The sequence below is a fragment of the Natronococcus roseus genome (assembly GCF_043677095.1).
In the GTDB taxonomy this organism is placed as follows: domain Archaea; phylum Halobacteriota; class Halobacteria; order Halobacteriales; family Natrialbaceae; genus Natronococcus; species Natronococcus roseus.
Map to the genome: position 1 here is coordinate 288,085 of NZ_JBHLJR010000004.1, position 16,990 is coordinate 305,074.

General features: G+C 67.5%; 21 protein-coding genes. 11 read left to right on the forward strand and 10 right to left on the reverse strand.

The features are described 5' to 3' along the window. Nucleotides 1-12 precede the first annotated feature (12 nt). Complete coding sequence (locus ACFEMD_RS12535; RefSeq protein ID WP_394741328.1) at nucleotides 13-441, forward strand: Rieske (2Fe-2S) protein; 429 nt, start codon at nucleotides 13-15, stop codon at nucleotides 439-441. Here the strand turns inward: ACFEMD_RS12535 and ACFEMD_RS12540 are convergent. Continuing rightward, on the reverse strand, nucleotides 438-797 hold the full coding sequence (locus tag ACFEMD_RS12540) for a DUF7344 domain-containing protein (protein WP_005553930.1): 360 nt from the start codon (nucleotides 795-797) through the stop codon (nucleotides 438-440). The two genes, ACFEMD_RS12535 and ACFEMD_RS12540, sit on opposite strands and share 4 nt — an antisense overlap. 131 nt (nucleotides 798-928) lie before the next feature. Further along, a complete protein-coding gene (locus ACFEMD_RS12545) occupies nucleotides 929-1,219 on the reverse strand; it encodes a transcriptional regulator (protein ID WP_394741329.1) in 291 nt (96 codons plus the stop codon). Between the two features lie 105 nt (nucleotides 1,220-1,324). On the opposite strand from ACFEMD_RS12545, the gene ACFEMD_RS12550 reads away from it, so the two are divergent. The 3 genes from ACFEMD_RS12550 to ACFEMD_RS12560 are packed head-to-tail and all read left to right on the forward strand — an operon-like array spanning nucleotide 1,325 to nucleotide 3,455. Next, nucleotides 1,325-2,287, forward strand: coding sequence for a sugar phosphate nucleotidyltransferase (locus tag ACFEMD_RS12550; protein WP_394741330.1), 963 nt, complete (start codon nucleotides 1,325-1,327; stop codon nucleotides 2,285-2,287). Between the two features lie 55 nt (nucleotides 2,288-2,342). After that, on the forward strand, nucleotides 2,343-3,038 hold the full coding sequence (locus ACFEMD_RS12555) for a helix-turn-helix domain-containing protein (RefSeq protein ID WP_394741331.1): 696 nt from the start codon (nucleotides 2,343-2,345) through the stop codon (nucleotides 3,036-3,038). A gap of 54 nt (nucleotides 3,039-3,092) precedes the next feature. Continuing rightward, nucleotides 3,093-3,455, forward strand: a complete 363-nt coding sequence (locus ACFEMD_RS12560; protein WP_394741332.1) for a DUF7344 domain-containing protein — start codon at nucleotides 3,093-3,095, stop codon at nucleotides 3,453-3,455. Between the two features lie 20 nt (nucleotides 3,456-3,475). On the opposite strand, the gene ACFEMD_RS12565 is transcribed toward ACFEMD_RS12560, so the two are convergent. The 5 genes from ACFEMD_RS12565 to ACFEMD_RS12585 all read right to left on the reverse strand — a co-directional run bounded on the left by ACFEMD_RS12565 (nucleotide 3,476) and on the right by ACFEMD_RS12585 (nucleotide 9,095). Next, entirely contained in the window at nucleotides 3,476-4,201 is a 726-nt protein-coding gene (locus ACFEMD_RS12565; RefSeq protein ID WP_394741333.1) for a diphthine--ammonia ligase, read from the reverse strand. 54 nt (nucleotides 4,202-4,255) lie between these two features. Beyond that, complete coding sequence (locus ACFEMD_RS12570; protein WP_394741334.1) at nucleotides 4,256-5,530, reverse strand: DUF373 family protein; 1,275 nt, start codon at nucleotides 5,528-5,530, stop codon at nucleotides 4,256-4,258. A gap of 37 nt (nucleotides 5,531-5,567) precedes the next feature. Continuing rightward, nucleotides 5,568-6,563 (reverse strand): signal peptide peptidase SppA, encoded by a 996-nt coding sequence (gene sppA, locus ACFEMD_RS12575; RefSeq protein ID WP_394741335.1) that lies wholly within the window; start codon nucleotides 6,561-6,563, stop codon nucleotides 5,568-5,570. Between the two features lie 68 nt (nucleotides 6,564-6,631). Beyond that, nucleotides 6,632-7,933, reverse strand: a complete 1,302-nt coding sequence (locus ACFEMD_RS12580; RefSeq protein ID WP_394741336.1) for a carboxylate--amine ligase — start codon at nucleotides 7,931-7,933, stop codon at nucleotides 6,632-6,634. A gap of 280 nt (nucleotides 7,934-8,213) precedes the next feature. After that, entirely contained in the window at nucleotides 8,214-9,095 is an 882-nt protein-coding gene (locus tag ACFEMD_RS12585) for a coiled-coil protein (protein ID WP_005553918.1), read from the reverse strand. A 375-nt stretch (nucleotides 9,096-9,470) separates the two neighbouring features. On the opposite strand from ACFEMD_RS12585, the gene ACFEMD_RS12590 reads away from it, so the two are divergent. After that, nucleotides 9,471-9,896 carry a DUF5791 family protein gene (locus tag ACFEMD_RS12590; RefSeq protein ID WP_394741337.1) on the forward strand — a complete coding sequence of 142 codons (426 nt, stop codon included), beginning with the start codon at nucleotides 9,471-9,473 and terminating at the stop codon, nucleotides 9,894-9,896. A gap of 16 nt (nucleotides 9,897-9,912) precedes the next feature. Here the strand turns inward: ACFEMD_RS12590 and ACFEMD_RS12595 are convergent, their stop codons facing one another. Together ACFEMD_RS12595 and ACFEMD_RS12600 are read right to left on the reverse strand one after the other, a co-directional pair. After that, nucleotides 9,913-10,209, reverse strand: a complete 297-nt coding sequence (locus tag ACFEMD_RS12595; protein ID WP_394741338.1) for a HalOD1 output domain-containing protein — start codon at nucleotides 10,207-10,209, stop codon at nucleotides 9,913-9,915. A gap of 54 nt (nucleotides 10,210-10,263) precedes the next feature. Beyond that, a complete protein-coding gene (locus ACFEMD_RS12600; protein ID WP_394741339.1) occupies nucleotides 10,264-10,908 on the reverse strand; it encodes a helix-turn-helix domain-containing protein in 645 nt (214 codons plus the stop codon). A 98-nt stretch (nucleotides 10,909-11,006) separates the two neighbouring features. Here ACFEMD_RS12600 and ACFEMD_RS12605 point away from each other — a divergent pair, with 98 nt between their 5' ends. The 6 genes from ACFEMD_RS12605 (at nucleotide 11,007) to ACFEMD_RS12630 (ending at nucleotide 16,524) form a co-directional block, all read left to right on the forward strand. Beyond that, nucleotides 11,007-11,891, forward strand: coding sequence for an SDR family oxidoreductase (locus tag ACFEMD_RS12605; protein WP_394741340.1), 885 nt, complete (start codon nucleotides 11,007-11,009; stop codon nucleotides 11,889-11,891). A 63-nt stretch (nucleotides 11,892-11,954) separates the two neighbouring features. Continuing rightward, complete coding sequence (locus ACFEMD_RS12610) at nucleotides 11,955-13,142, forward strand: DHH family phosphoesterase (RefSeq protein ID WP_394741341.1); 1,188 nt, start codon at nucleotides 11,955-11,957, stop codon at nucleotides 13,140-13,142. Nucleotides 13,143-13,241: 99 nt separating this feature from the next. After that, nucleotides 13,242-14,369 (forward strand): glycosyltransferase family protein, encoded by a 1,128-nt coding sequence (locus ACFEMD_RS12615; RefSeq protein WP_394741342.1) that lies wholly within the window; start codon nucleotides 13,242-13,244, stop codon nucleotides 14,367-14,369. Nucleotides 14,370-14,513: 144 nt separating this feature from the next. Next, a complete protein-coding gene (locus ACFEMD_RS12620) occupies nucleotides 14,514-15,011 on the forward strand; it encodes a DUF7109 family protein (protein ID WP_394741343.1) in 498 nt (165 codons plus the stop codon). Between the two features lie 4 nt (nucleotides 15,012-15,015). Continuing rightward, the gene (locus tag ACFEMD_RS12625; RefSeq protein WP_394741344.1) at nucleotides 15,016-15,606 is read left to right on the forward strand and encodes an NUDIX hydrolase; all 591 of its coding nucleotides are present in this window, start codon (nucleotides 15,016-15,018) and stop codon (nucleotides 15,604-15,606) included. Between the two features lie 138 nt (nucleotides 15,607-15,744). Continuing rightward, the gene (locus tag ACFEMD_RS12630) at nucleotides 15,745-16,524 is read left to right on the forward strand and encodes a DUF7388 family protein (RefSeq protein WP_394741345.1); all 780 of its coding nucleotides are present in this window, start codon (nucleotides 15,745-15,747) and stop codon (nucleotides 16,522-16,524) included. A 71-nt stretch (nucleotides 16,525-16,595) separates the two neighbouring features. On the opposite strand, the gene ACFEMD_RS12635 is transcribed toward ACFEMD_RS12630, so the two are convergent. Further along, nucleotides 16,596-16,871, reverse strand: a complete 276-nt coding sequence (locus ACFEMD_RS12635; RefSeq protein WP_394741346.1) for a hypothetical protein — start codon at nucleotides 16,869-16,871, stop codon at nucleotides 16,596-16,598. Nucleotides 16,872-16,990: the final 119 nt, after the last annotated feature.

A 16,990-nucleotide genomic window follows, 5' to 3' on the forward strand; every position in this document is an offset into this window, starting at 1 on the left:
AACCGGACACCGATGGCGGCTACACAGCGGATCACGACCCTGGAGAACGTTCCCGCGGAGTCGACCTTCCTCTTTCGCGTCGCCGACGAACTGGGCGACCGCCGGGAGGCGATTCTCGTCGCGAACGGCGCGGCGTCGACCGACGCGGACGTCTCGTGCTGGTTGAACTACTGTCAGCACTTCACGCATATCAAACTCGACAAGGGCGACGGCGCGCCGATGCGCGACGGCGAGGTGATCTGTGCGAACCACGGCGCGTACTTCGAAACCGACTCGGGGAAGTGTACGTTCGGTCCCTGCGAGGGGGCGTACCTGACCGAACTCGAGGTGACGGTCTCGGACGGCGACGTCTATCTGACCGACGAGGAGTACGAGTTCGTCGCGGCAGGCCCGATCGACGAGGGCGGCGACCTGACCTCGACGTCGAACGTCGAGTTCTAGCGCATCTCGAGGGGGATCACGAGATCCCGCTCCTGGTCGTACTCGATGAGGTCGGCCTCGACGAGCCGGGGCATGTGGTCGTGGTACAGGGAGATGTAGACGTTCGCGACTCGCTCGGCCGACAGCTCGGTTACCTTTCGGCCGGTTTCGCGAACTGCGACCTCCTCGGCGGCGTCGGGCAGCGTCAGCTCCTCGCCGTAGGTGCGCATGACCTCGAGCAACAGCCGGCGGCGCCGATCGGCCAACAGCTCGAGGCTCTCGTCGACCGCTGCCGGGGACTCCTCGCGGCGCTCGAGCCAGTCGAGCATCGCGAGAACGAACCCGGGGGAGTCGAAGTCGGAGTCGGAGGTGGTCATACGTATGTTGCGTCGCGAGCCCGGCGGCGGCCGGCGAGAACCGGCGATCGACCGCTCGAGGCGTCGATATCGGACCGTCGCCGCGCCGACAGATAGGCGTGTCGAAACCGCGCTCGCAGTTCGGGCCGCGGCTACTCGATCGTGTAGGCCGGCTCGTCGATCGCCTCGCTCTTGCAGTCGGGACACCGCGACGGCCGGTTCAACAGTTCGTCGAAGCCGTCGAACCCGCAGTCCCGACAGGTCGGGGGCGCGACGAGGAACCGCTCGTCGCCGCCGTCGACCGACCGCGAGACGTGCTCGAGGTGTCGAAGGATCGTCTCCGGGGTCAGCTCGAACTGGACCGCGAGTTCGCTCGGCGTCGCCGGCTCGGCACGAAGCGCGTCGGCGAGTCGTTGCCGGGTCGTCTCGTCTGCTTTCCGCATACGTAGGCCCATCGCCCGTATCCCGATAGGTGTTCGGTTCTGTGAGGGCGAATCGCAAGCCGCGCAGGGGTAAACCACTTACATCCGGTCGGTGAAACACGGGCCATGAAAGCCGTCGTTCTGGCAGGCGGGTACGCGACCCGGATGTGGCCGATCACGAAACACCGCCCCAAGATGTTTCTCCCGATCGGCGACGCCACGGTCATCGATCGAATCTTCGCGGAGCTCGAGGCCGACGACCGGATCGACGAGGTCTTCGTGAGCACGAACGAGCGCTTCGCCGACGAGTTCGAGGCGCACCTCGCCGACAGCGAGTTCGAGAAGCCGACGCTGTCGGTCGAGGAGACGACCGAGGAGGACGACAAGTTCGGCGTCGTCGGCGCGCTCGCCCAGCTGATCGACCGCGAGAACGTCGACGACGACCTGCTGGTCGTCGCCGGCGACAACCTGCTAAGCTTCGATCTCTCCGAGTTCGTCGACGACTTCTTCGAGCGGGAGGCCCCGACGCTCGCGGCCTACGACGTCGGCTCCCGCGAGAAGGCCAAATCCTACGGCCTGGTCGATCTCGAGGGCGACCGCGTCGTCGACTTCCAGGAGAAACCCGACGACCCCAAAAGCACCCTAGTGTCGATCGCCTGCTACGCGTTCCCGCGGGACGCGCTGACGCTGTTCGACACCTACCTCGAGGGCGACAACAACCCCGACGAGCCGGGCTGGTTCGTCCAGTGGCTCCAGGATCGGGAGCCGACCTACGCCTACACCTTCGAGGGGGCGTGGTTCGACATCGGCACCCCCGAGAGCTACCTCGACGCCGTCGCCTGGCACCTCGAGGGCGACTCCCTGATCGCCGACTCGGCGACCCTCGAGAACGCGACGATCGGCGAGAACGTCCACGTGATGGACGACGTCACGCTGATCGACACCGAGCTCGACCACGCGGTCGTCTTCCCGGAGGCGACGATCGAGAACGGCGGCGTCAGGCGATCGATCATCGACGAGGGAACCCGGCTCGAGGACCTCGATCTCGCGGGCGCGCTCATCGGAGCCCACACGACCATCACCAGGTGATCGCTCGCCTTGCAGTAGCCGATCCGTTTATAACTGTTCGGGAAAAGTAGGAGCTATGAGTCTCTTCGGGGAGTTTCACATTCCCGCCGAGGCGTTCGCGCTCCACGAGACCCTCCGATCGGAGCGGGATCTCGTCATCGAGATCGAGCGCGTCGTCGCGGCGGACGACGTGCTCACGCCGTATCTGTGGGTATCCGGGGTCGATCACCGGATGTTCGAGCGAGCAACGGCCGACGATCCGACGATTCGAGACGTCGAACACATCGACGACTACGAGCGATCGATGCTGTACCGCGGGGAGTGGACGGGGAACGTCGACTCGCTGGTCTACGCGTACACGGAACTGGGCGCGACAATCCTGGAGGCGTCGGCGCAGTACGACGAGTGGGAGCTTCGGATGCGATTCGCGGATCGAAACAGCCTCGACGAGTTTCAGACGTACTGCAGCGACTTCGAGATCCCCTACCGGCTGACGCAGCTGTTCGCCCGCGCACACCCGCGCGGCGTCGGCCAGTACGAGCTGACCGAGAAGCAACACGACGCGCTGCTGACCGCCTGGGAGACGGGGTACTTCTCCTCGCCGTCGGTCTCGCTCACCGACGTCGCCGAGGAGCTCGAGATCACTCCGCAGTCGCTCTCCGAGCGGCTCCACCGCGGCTACGAGGCGCTAATCGGCAACACCTTGGCCGTGACCCCGCCGGGCCAGGAAGCGGCACCGACCGAGAGCCGCCTCGAGCGGCCCGGTACTTGAAGGGTTGAACATACAATCCGACGTATCAATGCGGCGAGTTGTGAAACGCGAGATATGACACGCGGCAGTCGGGATCTCGACGCCGTCTTCGAACTGTTAGCGAACCGACGGCGCCGACGGATCCTGACCGCGTTCGGGAACGACGACCGTCGGCTCACGGTGAACGATCTGACCAAGAAACTCGTCGTCGCGGAGACGGGGACGCCCGTCACCGACGTTCCCGCCGAAACCGTTCGTCGCATCTTCGTCTCCCTGCAGCACGTCCACATCCCGAAGCTGGTCGACCTCGAGCTCGTCGAGTACGACCGGGAGCGAAATCACGTCGAACCGACCGACCGACTCGCCGGCCTCGAGCCGTATCTCGCGACCGTCTCCGAAAGCGACCCCGAACCGCGCTTCGAACGCGACGGTTCCTGAGTCCCCTCGAGATCCGCCCCTCACTCCAGCCGCGCGTCGCTCACCCACAGAGTCCCACGCGTCCCGTCCCACTCGGTTTCGTACTCGAGATGGATCCGTCGATCCATATGCGGGCCGCCGACCACCAGCGTCTCGAACTCGCCGCCCTCTCCCAGGATGTGAACACCGTACTCCTCGTTGAGCGACTCGAGCTCCGCGAGGGCGTCCGCGTCGATCGTGCGGCCGAGCCAGGACTCGTCGAGCCCGTAGGCCGCGACTCGGATGATCTTGATCTCGAAGCCCGTCTCGAGCATCGCGTCGGCGAGCTCGCGGGGATCCTCGCGCCACAGCGGCGCGAACAGGTCACAGCCGAGGCGGTCACACATCGCCTCGATCCGGCTCGTCTGGTACTCGCTCTCGACGGCCCCCGCGGTGACGCCCGCGATCCCGCCCGGCAGCTCGGCGTCGAGTTCCCGGAGGGCGGCCTCGAGGGGCTCGAGTTCGTCGTCGCCCTGCGCGCTCGCGTCCGTCGCGGTTTCGGCGCCGAAGTCCTCGGGTTCGACCTCCAGCAGCTCGATGCCGATGCTCTCGGCGGCCAGCCCGGCCAGCTCGGTCGCCGGGACGTGGTACATGTAGGAGTCGCCGGTCGGGTGAACCGTGACGAGCCGTTCGACGTTCAGTCCGCGCTCGAGGGCCCGGTACAGCGCCCACGCCGAGTCCTTCCCGCCCGAGAAGAGGCTGACCCAGGCGCCGTCTGCGTCGCTCATACGGGTTACTCGAGCGAGGAGGCTAAAGGGGTGGCGAGTTCCGTCGCCGCTGGACTACCGGGGGTAGTCGGGACCCGAGTCCTCCTCGTTCCCGCGTCCCGAGTCGGTGTCGCTCTCGTCGCGACCGGCGTCCTGGTCGTCGGCCGGCTGCGAGCGCGGCCCGCCGTCCGTGAGCCCCGATTCGGGCGTGACGTCCTCGAGGACGGTTCGGTCGGTGTCGCCGCTGAACGTCGCGGCGACCTTGGCGCCGACGAGGCTCACGACGATCGCGCTGACGACGTACAGCGCCAGCCGCTCGCCGGCCGTGATCCCGAACGTGTCGATCGAGAGCACGCCCAGTTCGATCGCAGGGACCTGGACCGACTCGATGAGGGCCTGCTGCTCGAGGAAGTACGCCGAGAACCCCCGAACCACCAGCCCGACGGCGACGACGATGAAGGGGAGGTTGAGGTAGGAGCTGCCGATCGGCTCCTCGCCGATCGCCTCGTCGAGCAGTCGGCCGGCGCTGGCGGTCAGGGCGGCCGCGGCGAGCCAGGGGGCGCTGTCGAAGGCGAACTGAACGGCCGGGAGCACGACGCCGGACGGCTCCTCGAGGTTCGAGACGCCGAGAACGCCGACGAAGACGCCAACGAGGGTCAGCCCGGCTGCGACGGCGTAGGTGACGACCGAGACCTGTCCGGAGTACAGCGACTCGCGGATCTGGAGGGCGAGCCCGGTAACGACCTCGTCGACGCTGAAGCCCTTGTACAGCAAGAAGAGGCCGATAACGGTCGTGATCGCGGCGGCGCCCTCCGCGGGGCCGACGAACCACGCGAGCATCGGAAACACCAGAAGCGTCAGACCGATCGGGACCAGCACGGTCTGGCGGAGCTCCTCGTCGGCCAGGAACTGCTTGAGAAGGTAGTACGTCGACTCGATGTCCCGGGCCTGGCGAACGACCACCCGATCGACCGAGTCGACCTGCACGCGGCTCTCGACGATCGGGACCAGCCGCTCGTCCTCGGCGCTGTCGATAACGACGACCGCCGAGTCGGGATCGTGGGCGGCCATCAGGTCGTCGACCTGTCGTGCGACCGACCGGTCCGCCGAGACCATCGACTCCCGGTCGCCCGAGACGACCGCGACGACGACGTCCTCGTTCTCGTCGCGAAGGCTCTGGGCGACCCGGAGGGTCTCGAGCAGGGAGTTGACCCCCGAATCCTCCGGATCCGCGAGGCCGACGTCGGTCACCAGCGCACGGACTGCCTCCCAGCCGACGACGGGCGACCGGAGTCCGGTCTTTCGCCCGACATCGTCGGTCCGGTCGAGACAGACGACCAGCGTTGTCACGGTAGGCGTTCGATCCCCTGAAACGATAAAACCACGGCTAGAATCGCAGCCGGAACTCCCGGTCGCCGACGACGCTCGCGACGCCGGCGCCGAAGGCGTAGGCGATACTTCGGGCACCGCCGCCGACGCGAGCCATCAGCGGTCGCTCGGGCTCGAACTCCTCGACGGCGACAGCGTCGCGCTCGAGCCGGTCAGCGAGCTCGTCCTCAAGTTCGCGGCGCGTGCCGAGTTCGTCGACCAGTCCCATCTCGTGGGCCTGCTCGCCGAGGTAGATCCGGGCCTCGGTTTCGCGAACGAACTCGGGCTCTAAGTCCCGGCCCTCGCTGACCCGCTCGACGAACGTCTCGTAGTAGTCGTCGATCAGTCCCTGAAGGTAGGCCCGCTCGCTATCGTCCATCTCCTTCAGCGGCGTGCCGGCGTCCTTGAACTTCCCGGCGGCAAAGCGCTCGTAGGAGAGGCCGACCTTGTCGGCGAAGTCGCTGGCGTTGACCCGCGACCCGATAACGCCGATCGAGCCCACGATGGAGCCGTCTCGCGCCCAGAGTTCGTCACAGCCGCTGGCGATCCAGTAGCCGCCGCTGGCACAGACGTCGGTCGCGTAGGCGACCGTCGGTCCGTCGAACCGTTCGGCGGCGAGTTTGATGTCGTCGCTGGGGACGACCTCGCCCCCGGGCGTGTTCAGTTTGAGCAACAGGGCGTCGACGCTGTCGTCCTCGTCAGCTCGATCGATCTGCTCGACGATGTCGTCGGCGGGAGTCGAGCGCGGTCCCGACGGGAACCGTCCGCCGCCACCGTCGCGGGTGATCGGCCCCTCGACGGCGACCTCGGCGATGTCGTAGGCCGGAAAGAGGCTGTCGGCGATCGAGCCGGCGATCCGCACCCCGAGGACGATCACGGCGAGGGCGACGAGCACGCCGGCGAGATCGGCTAGCGTGTCGGGGTAGATCACGAACAGTGCGACGCCGATCGCGGCGAACACTGCGGCCCCGGCTGCGAGGACGGCGAGTCGACCGATACCTTCGTTACTGACCACTCCGGCCACCTCGAGTCATACCCGTGAGTGACGCCGCAACCCCGTTAAGCGTTGGCGATTCGGAGCCGTTACTCCGCCGGAAGGCCGCCGGGCGCGTCGGCGGTATCCCCGTCGTCCCGCGCCTCTCGCTCGACCTCGCCGGCGTGAGGGAGCTCCTCGTCGGGGCCGGCCCTCCAGTCGCCGAGCCACTCCCGGAGGACGTTCCAGCCGTCCCTGGCGAACGGCATGGGATCGTCGGCGACCGCGTAGTCGAACCGGGGCTGGCGGACGAGCGACAGCCCGACCGCCACCAGTGCGGCCCACGGTGACGGCCGCTCGAGAGGGGGGTACTCCTCGGTCAGCACGCTGTGGAGGTAGCTCAGCTCGCCCCGCAGGAGGTGGCCGCCGAGCCCGGTCTCGTAGGTCGGCCGGCCCGGGATCGACTCGCCCATCGCCAGCTGCCAGTAGTAAAACGGAAAGTCCGCCCCCGTCTGGACGGTGAACGGTAGCGACGACCAGAATCGGGGGTTGATCTCCATCAGCTTGAACCGCCCGTCGCGGGGGTCGCGCAGGAACTCGACCATCGCCAGCCCGTGCCACTCGAGCTCGTCCAGCAGCGCCCTGCCGTCGGCCTCGAGTTCGGGGAGGTAGATCGACTCGCGGTAGGCGCTGGGCCCGCCGCAGTACTCCCAGCCCCGGCGCTGGCAGTGCTGGAAGGTCGCGACCGCCTCGCCGCGGTCGTACAGCGCGAAGAAGCCGTACTCCCGCGAGTCGGGGATCCGCTCCTGGACCAGCGGAACGTGGCCGCGGGCCTCGGTACAGGCGGCCGCGTTCGGTGGCTCTCCCGGCGTCTGGTAGGCGGTCGAGCCGACCTCGACGCGGTCGAACCCCGGACCCAGGTACTCCGGCGCGGCGACTGAGTAGCGCGGTTTGACGATCGTCTCGCGGTCCCAGTCGTCCCACTCGTCTACGAGCGCGGTGTCGGGGGCGGCGACGCCGGCGCGATCGGCCGCCGCGAACAGCTCGAGACGGTCCTGGACCTGCCGTAGCGTCTCGAACGTCGGCCACGGCGTCGCGACTTCCGGCGCGAACGCCTCCCGGTTTCGCGCCAGCGAGTAGATGTCCTCCTCGCGAACCGGGATGATCGTCTCGACGTCGGGGCGGCGAGCGATCGAGAGGAGCGCGTCGCCGTAGGCGGCCAGGTCTTGGGTCGGGTCGGGTAAGCGGACGAACTCGTCGCAGTACCGCGAAACCGCACTGGGAGTGGCGGTCGACTCGGAGCCGACGATCGTCCGGATGCCGCGGGGTCGAAGCGAACGGAGACAGGCGACCGTACTCGGGGCGTCGATCCCCGGCACGAAGACGGCGACGTCGTCCCTGGACTCGTGCATGCGAGAGTTCCCCAGCGACGAGGGCATTGTTATGGCCGAACTACCGCCGAACGAGTCGTTCGGCGGCCGAGAGCGGTGCCCTACCGGCGCTGTATGTGTCGGTTACCGACGCCGGACCGCTCGAGAGTCGAAACCATCGGCTCACGAACGGGGTGGCCAACGCAGGAACCAAAATGGCTGTACGCGTCCGTTTCGCCCGAAAACGGGAACCGAAACCGAGAGAGAACGCGACCGCTACTGCAAAAAGCGAACGGCAGCAGACACAGGTTGACGAATCGGCCTACAGCAGTCCCGTCTTCTGGAGCTTCATCAGGTCCTCGGTGTCGAGGGTTTCGCCCTCCTTGAACTTCTGATAGATCTCCTCGGCCTCCTCTTTGGCCTCCTCTTTCTTCTTGTCACGCTGGGACTTGCGCTGTTCTTCCTCCTGTTTGTCCAGCTCGCGCAGGCGCTTCTGGACGCGGACGAAGTCCTCGTGGTGACGGTCGGCGGCCTCCTGGGCCTCGACGAACGACTCGTGCATCTCGTCGGCCTCGTCGCGGATGTCGTCGGCCTCGCGGTAGGCCTCGATCATCTGGTTGTGGTGTTCCTGGGCCTTGTCCGCGAGCTCGGTGACCTTCTGGTGGTGCTGGGAGGCCTCCGAACGTACTTCCTCGGCTTCCTCGACGAGCTCCTCGAGGTCGTCGTTCTGCTCGAGCTTGCCCTTGCGCTCCTCGTACTCCTCGCGCTTGGACTCGATCTTCTCGATGAGCTCCTGTTCTTCCTCGCTCGAGAGCACTTCGGTCTGCTGTTTGAACTCGAGCTGTTCGATCTCCTCCTCGAGTTCTTCTAAGTCCTTGCCCTCGTTGAGCTCCATGTCGGACTTGAGCTGTTCGACGCGGTCGAACAGTTCGTTGGCCTCGGCGTTGAGCTCGTTGCGCTTGTCCTTGTGCTCCTGGACCTGCTCGTTGAGCTCGTCGCGTTTCTCGCGGTGCTCCTGGGCCTCGTCGACCTTCTCGCGAGTCTTCGCGTTGAGGTCGTCGCGCTCGGATGCGCGCTCGGAGGCCATCTGGTTGAGATCGTTTCGTCGATCTCGAAGCTGGCCCGCCTTCTTGATAAGCTGTCCCTTGGAGTCGTTTTCGAGGTCGTCGTCTGTCAGTTCGATGTTTTTCGATTCGTCTACCATGTGTTAGTCAAACCTCTGTGCCATACCCGCACCGGGAGCGGACGAACGCGGTCATCGTCGGTGGTGATCCGCGCGTTCGGCGGATCGCCGACTCGTCGCGTCGCCGCGTACAGCGTTCGCTCACGACCTGCGAAACCTCGGTGAATAAGATTTCCTGTCATCGATCGTCGAGCGATACGCGCCCCGGTGGCGTTCTGGTGACCACATCTACTGTCGCCGGTAATTTAAATGTACCGGTCAGCTCACCCGTGAAAACCGTTAGCAGGGGTCGCGTGGGGTTGTCTGGACCGATTCAGCGACCTCGGACGACGTATAAATATCGCCGACGCCGCCGGAAGGACAACCCACTTGTGGCCGACCGCTGTGGTGTCGAGTATGTTCTATGAACAGCGGATGTCCGTCCCGGGGACGCCGGCCGAGCTTCGCGAGGAGTACGACGAGCAGCTCGCCTCGGTCGTCGATCGACACGGCCTCGAGACGGCCCTCGATCGCACGGGCGTCGACCGCGACGCCCTCGAGGCGCTGCTCGAGGGCGAGTCGCCGGACCTCTCGCTCGAGGAGGCCGCCGAGATCCAGGCCCTGGAAGGCGACGCTCCCGACGCCGAGACGATCGAGACGATGGCCTGTGAACACCTGCTGCTCGGCATGACGACGGCGGTGCTCGACGTCGACGCGGTCGAGAGTCACCTCGAGATCGATCTCGACGCGAGGGAGGTCCAACAGAAGATCGAACGGCGCGCGCCGATGTCGTTCGCGGAGTACGTCCACCTGCAACACGTCATCGCCGGCCGGTCCCAGTAGCGGCTTCGTCGGGGCGTCAGGACGTCAGCGTTACCTGCCCGGTTCGGTCGACCGAGACCAGGAAGCCGGCGTACTCGAAGGTGACCGAGCCGACCGCTCGGTCGGTCTCGCATCGGTCGCGAAACAGCGAGTCGAGCGCCGACGGATCGATCGCGTGGTACAGCGGGCCGAACTCGTCGGCCAGTTCGAGCTGGTCGACCTCGGTGGCCGCGGCAACTGCCTCGAGAACCGCCTCGCTGAGCGATTGCTCGGGATCGGCCTGGTAGTTCATCGGGGTTTGACTCGTCTCCTGGGTAGCTCTCATGGAGGTCATGTCTCCCCGTATCGCCGGGAGCTGTGAAAGGACGCTGGTTGGATCGCCAACCTTTCAAGTGGGATCGTCCATCGCGATCGTGTTCCGCAACAGCGTTGCCTGTCCGCGACGGAGCCGCGCCGACAGCGCCTGGTCGGAGATGCCGAGCCCCTCGGCGATCTCGGCCAGCGTCGCGTCGCGCGGGACGTCGAAGTAACCCGCCTCGAGGGCGGCGAGCAGCGCCTCCCGCTGTCGCTCCGAGACGCCGTACCGGCTCGGTTCGGACTCGTGCTCCTGGAAGATCCGCCGGAGGCGAAACGGGAGCTCGCGCTCCCGACAGCTCTCGCGGTAGGACTGCAGGGCCTCGCGGGAGGGAACCCGAGCTCGGATCGCGGTGTCGTCGGTGACGGTGATGTCCAGAAACGAGATGTCGTCCGCCGCGGCCGCGGGGTGAGTCAGGAGGTCGGCTCCCCAGTCGGTCAGCGCCGCGCTGTAGAGCCGTCGCTCGGGGAGTTCCTCGAGCGCGGCGAACTCGGCGATCGAGTCGTCGGCCTCGAGGGCGGCCGCGACCGCCTCGAGGTCGTCCCCGTAGGCCCAGAAGACGAGTTTCGTAGCGCCGCGCTCCGACCGGTAGACCTGTTCGATCGTGAGTTTCGAGGCCGCGGTCGCCGTCTCCCGGAGGATCGGCGTCGAGAGCTCGAACTCGACGATGAAGCTCATACCCGTTCTTCGGTTCAGAACGGGATAGTTTCTCTCCGGCTACCGCTCGCTCGGCGATCCGTCGGTGCGATTATGTGGTCCGGAGCCCGAGTCGACGTATGCGTGTTGCGATTCTCGGCTGTGGCTACGTCGGCCGCGAACTCGGCCGCCAGCTCGTCGAACGGGACCACGACGCGATCGGCGTCCGTCGATCCGACGACGGACTCGAGTCGCTCGAATCGGCCGGACTGGAGGCCGTCCGGGCCGACGTCACCGACCGGGCGATGCTCGAGGCCGTCCCCGACGTCGACGCGATCGTCTTCGCGGCCAGCAGCGGCGGTCGGGGCGCCGACGCCGCCCGCGAGGTCTACGTCGAGGGGCTACGGACAGCGATCGAGGCGTTCGGCGAGCGCGAGGAGCCGCCCGAGAGGCTGGTCTACACCTCCTCGACGGGCGTATACGGCGACCACGACGGCGACTGGGTCGACGAGTCGACGCCGATAGCGCCGACGACCGCGAAGACCGAGGTGCTGGCCGAGGCCGAACGGGTCGCCCTCGAGCTTCCGCCGGAGTACGGGTTCGACGGCGCCGTCGCGCGCTACGCCGGCCTGTACGGACCGGACCGCTACCGCCTCGAGCGCTACCTCGAGGGACCGGTCACCGAGGGCTACCTGAACATGGTCCACCGCGACGACGCCGCCGGCGCCGTCCGCTACCTGCTCGAGGAAACCCTCGCCCGCGACGAGGTCGTCCAGGTCGTCGACGACGAACCCGTCGAGAAGTGGGCCTTCGCCGACTGGCTCGCCGACGAGGCTGGCGTCGAACAGCCGCCGAAGCAGACGAAGGCCGAACGGCTCGAGGCCGACGACCTCTCGGAGGCCGCTCGCCGTCGGATCCTGACGAGCAAGCGCTGCTCGAACGAGAAGCTCCGCGAGCTGGGGTACGAGTTCGCGTACCCGACGTTCCGGGAGGGGTACCGCGAGGCGATCGACGCCCGCCAGTAGGTCCGAGCACCGTCCTCCCCGCCTGATGGGAAACTTCTTGGGGATCCGATGTAATGGTGCGGTATGCGACACCGGGGCGTCGACAGCGGCGGGATCGGAGGTGACACGTTGGCCCTCGAGCCCGCCGCGGAGACGATCCGCTCGCTCGACCCGCTCGTGCTCTCCCTGCTCGTCGTCGCCGTCGGCGGGGTCGCGGTCGGCGTCTGGTGGCTCGTCCGCTGGCTCCGTCGCCCGCCGGGCGTGCGCCTTCGCAACCTCCTCGAGAGCCGCGACGAGGTCGCCGTCCTGTTGCACCCGAACCCGGATCCCGACGCGATGGCGTGTGCGATGGGGGTCGCCGAGATCGCCTCGTCGGTCGACACCGACGCGACGCTGCAGTTTCCCGGCGAGATCCGCCACCAGGAAAATCGGGCCTTTCGGACGGTCCTGGGGCTCGAACTCGAGCGCATCGAGGCGGCCTCGGAGCTCGCGGCGGAGGCGGTCGTGCTCGTCGATCACAACACGCCGCGGGGGTTCACCGGCGCACAGATCGTCGAACCCGTCGCCGTCGTCGACCACCACCCCGGGAACGGGACCGGAACCGAGTTCACCGACGTTCGAAGCGACTACGGCTCGGCCTCGACGATCGTCGCCACGTACTTCGAGGAGCTGGACGTCTCGCCCGATGGCGACGAAACGGCGGACGAACCCGCGCTCTCGACGGCACTGGCGACGGGGCTGCTCTACGGCATCCAGTCGGATACGAACCACCTGACTCGAGGCTGTTCGTGGGCCGAGTTCGAGGCCTGTGGCTACCTCTACCCGGGGATCGACGAGGATCTGCTCGACCGGATCGCCAACCCGCAGGTGAGCGACGACGTCCTCAAGACGAAGGCTCGAGCGATCACCGATCGCCGGATCGAGGGTTCGTTCGCCGTCTGCGACGTCGGCTCGGTCACCAACGTCGACGCGATCTCCCAGGCCGCCGACGAGCTGCTCCAGCTCGAGGGCGTCACCGCGGTCGCCGTCTACGGCGAGTACGACGGGACGATCCACGTCTCGGGTCGGTCCCGGGACGATCGGGTCCACATGGGTGAGACGCTTCGCCACGCCGTCAGCGACGTCCCGATGGCCAACGCCGGCGGCCACGCCCGAATGGGTGGCGGGCAGATCCCGGTCGACTACCTCGAGGCGATCGAGACCGAGGACGGTCGCGGGCGGGCGGTATTCGACGATCGGCTCTTCTCGGCGATGTCGGGCAGCCGGCGGTAGCGGCGGCCGAACCGGTTCGGCTCGCCGTACGCAACGTGCCGCCAACCGCAGTTCGCCGGAGTCGTGGCCGTTTTACCGGCTCGCTCCAACAGTGGATCGATGGAGTACGTCCAGGATCGGATCGCGACACTCCACGACCTCGGCGGGGAACCGATGGCGACGGGTCTCGAGGGCGATCCCGTCGCTAACGCGGCCGTCGTCGTTCCGATGACCGACCGGGAACACGAGAGCCCGGCCGCAACCCGCGTGCTCGCCGAACTCGAGTCCCTCGAGCCCGCCGCGGTCGTCGTTCCGGTCCGGGCGTCGCCCGCTCGGATCGGCCCGTTCCGCGAGTGGCTCGAGACGTTCGCCCTGCCGATCGAAGTGCTGTGGTGTAACGCGCCGGCCCTCGAGGAGCGACTCGCTGAGGCCGGACTCGCCGGCGAGACCGGCAAGGGACGGGACGTCTGGCTCGCGCTCGGCCCCGCCGCCGAGGCCGGCGAGTACGTCGTCGTCCACGACGCCGACGCCCGCAGCTACGAGGTCGACCACGTCCGTCGGCTGCTCGCGCCGCTGACGATGGAGTTTGCCTTCTCGAAGGGCTACTACGCGCGCGTCGAACGCGGACGGCTCTACGGACGCCTCTTCCGGCTGTTCTACGAGCCGCTGCTCAGAACCCTGTCGGCCCGACACGACGAGCCGATCCTCGAGTACTGCAGTGCCTTCCGGTACGCGCTGGCCGGCGAGTTCGCGATGACCGCCGACCTCGCCAAGCGGCTTCGCCCGCCCCGGACGTGGGGACTCGAGGTCGGGACCCTCGGCGACGCCTTCGACTACGCCGGGTTCGCGGGCACCGCACAGGTCGACCTGGGCGTCCACGAACACGACCACCGCGCGGTCGCCGGCGAGACCGGGCTCGAGGGGATGAGCCGGACGGTCGGCGCCGAGCTGTTGCGGGTGCTCGAGGCCGGCGGGGTCGACCCCGACTACGAGACGCTACCGGGGCGCTACCGGGAGATCGGCCGGGATCTGATCGCCCAGTACCGCGCCGACGCGGCGTTCAACGGGCTCGCGTACGATCCCGAGCGCGAGCACGACCAGCTCGAGCGCTACGCCGCTGCGATCGAACCCCCCGGACCGGACCGCCGGCTACCCCGCTGGCTCGACGCCCCGATCGATCCCGAGACCGTCCGCGAGCGGGCCCGCCCGTGGCACGGACCCCGGGTCGGCTCCGCGGGAAGCGACTGACCTCTCGACGATCGTACTGGATCGCGAGGCGAATTCCCCGACCGACCGTGGCCGGGGATGAAACCGGCACTCGATGAGAGGACGGAATCCCCGCGCTACCGCGTGCGGGGTAACATTCAACAGCGCACCGAACGTGGACGGCGTATGAACGCGACCGCCGACGAACTCGCCGGCGTCGTCGACCTCTTCGGCGGGCTCACCCGAGCCGACCTCGAGCGAGCCCTCGAGGAGGCGGCGTTTCGCGCCGACGGCGGCGACGTCGATTCCGACGCCCTCGAGACGGGGATCGACGGCGCCCTCGAGTCGTTCGCCCTCGTCGCCTACGAGCCGCCCGAGCGATCGGCCCCCGACGGAGTCGAGCCCGGCGAGCCGCTGCTGGTCGCCGGCCCGACCGCGTTTCCGACCGTCCCCGACGGCGCCGAGGACGTCCCCCACATCCTCGACGTCGAACCTAGGCGACCCGACCGCGAGGCCCTCGGGGAGACGGTCCGCGAGGAGTTCGCCACGGCGGCCGACGCGGCCGTCGACGACGGCGACGACGACAGGATCGAGACGCTGCTGGACGTGAGCTACGACGTCGAAACGTGGGCGCCCGTCGACCTCGCGGACGAACGCGCGCGACTGGAGGCCGCCCTCGAGTGATCAGATGGGACCGAGACTGAACCTCGCGCCGATCGCGGACCACCCCCCGATCGGCATCGACGACCAGGAACACGACGCGGCCGTCGTCGCCCCCGTCATCGAGCGCGACGAGGAGGACTACCTGCTGTTTACCCGCCGATCCGATGACCTGGGCAACCACCCCGGCCAGATGAGCTTCCCCGGCGGCGGCGCCGAACCGAAGGACGAGTCGATCCTCGCGACCGCACTTCGGGAGGCGAACGAGGAGATCGGGCTCGAGCCCGACGAGGCCGAGGTCGTCGGCCAGCTCGACGACATCCGGACGATCTCGGAGTACGCCGTCACCCCCTTCGTCGCCCGGGTGCCCGACCGGGAGTACGAGCGCGACGGGATCGAGGTCGCCGAGATCGTCGTCCTTCCGCTGTCGGGGTTTCTCGACCCCGAGAACTACGAGTGCGAGCGCCGCGACCACCCCTACTACGGCGACATCGTCATCCACTACTTCCATGTCGACGGCTACACCGTCTGGGGGGCGACGGGTCGGATTCTGGTCCAGCTGCTCGAGCTGACCACCGGATTCGAGGCGCCCGAACGAATCGATCGTTCGACGCTGTGAGACGCGCTCCCGTACGAGTCCTGCGCGGAACGTCAGCTTTTTGCTCGCGGCCCGCCCAGCACGTCCATGATCGCGCAGACGAGTGATCGCGTTCCGCACCGATCGTAGCCGCCTTTTCGTCGCGCGAGGTGAGTTCCAATGTTAACTACGAGCACCGTCGCCCGAGCCGGACTGGACGGGATCGCGCTGAAACCCGCGGAGTGTGACGTCTCCCTGGCCGCGTCGATCCCCGCCGAGACGATCGCCGTCGACTACGAGGGCCGGGACCACATCCCGGCACCGTCGGTCCTCGATTCGTTATCGGCAGATGCCGACGTGTTCGTGACGACTCCCGTCAGGGCCGACGGTTTCGATCCGCTGGGCGACGACTCCCTGCTGGCCGAACTCCCGTCCGGAGTCGGGCGCGTCCTGGTCGCCGGCCACCCCGCCTACCTCACCGACGAGGAACGCGAGCGGGCCGTCGCACCCCGGCTGGGTGCGGCCCTCGAGGATGATCCCGACGCCTGGGTCGGCTCCGAGAGCGTCGAACGGATCGCGATGGCGACGGGTGCGACCCAGTACGACCTGCTCTCGCGGTCGACCCCCCGCGAGCTTCGGGCCCTGCGGGCGGCCGGCTTCGAGGGCGACCTCGCCGTCTACGCGCCCGCGGTGTTCGCCGACGATGACGACACTGTCCTCGACGCCGTCGGCGACTACGTCGCCCGCCGTCGCCCCGTTTCCCGTGCGCTGCCCGAGGACTGCGCGACGGACTCGAGCGCCACCGGCCGTGCGCGTGAGGTCTTGCTGAAGGCTGCAGGGGACTACGCGCTCGTCGGCACCGAACGGGAGGTCAGCGCACAGACCGAGGCCCTCCGGGAGGCCGGCGCGACGACCGTCGTGGGTTATCCCGCACGCGGGTTGGATCCCCTGCTCGAGTAACGCCCTTCCGAACTACTCGGGCTCTGGAGAAGTAACGGAGGGTATTCCTTTCTAGCTTCAGCCGAGATTTCCTACTGTTCCGGTTGCATGTTCAACTGCGTATGAACGCCGCGGAGAACCGCACCGACTCCGACGGTGGCCACCGCACCTACCGTGAGGAAGCTCCAGTTCCAAGCAAACAGCACGACCGAAAGAAGGACCGATACGACACCTATTCCGGACATAATATAACCGTACATTCTCGGTCGCACAACGATGCCAAAAACGCCCATCGCAACTACAACTGCGAAACCCGTGGGGATGCTAATACCCGTGATATACAGTGAAGCAGTGGCAATCCCGGCCATCAATAGGAACAGCCCACCCCAGGTGTACTGCCAACGTTCTAGTGTCATTTAAGGAGACACTATCGAACCGATAACTGTATGCTTTCCCATCCCGAGTTACAGTTCACCCGATCGAGGGA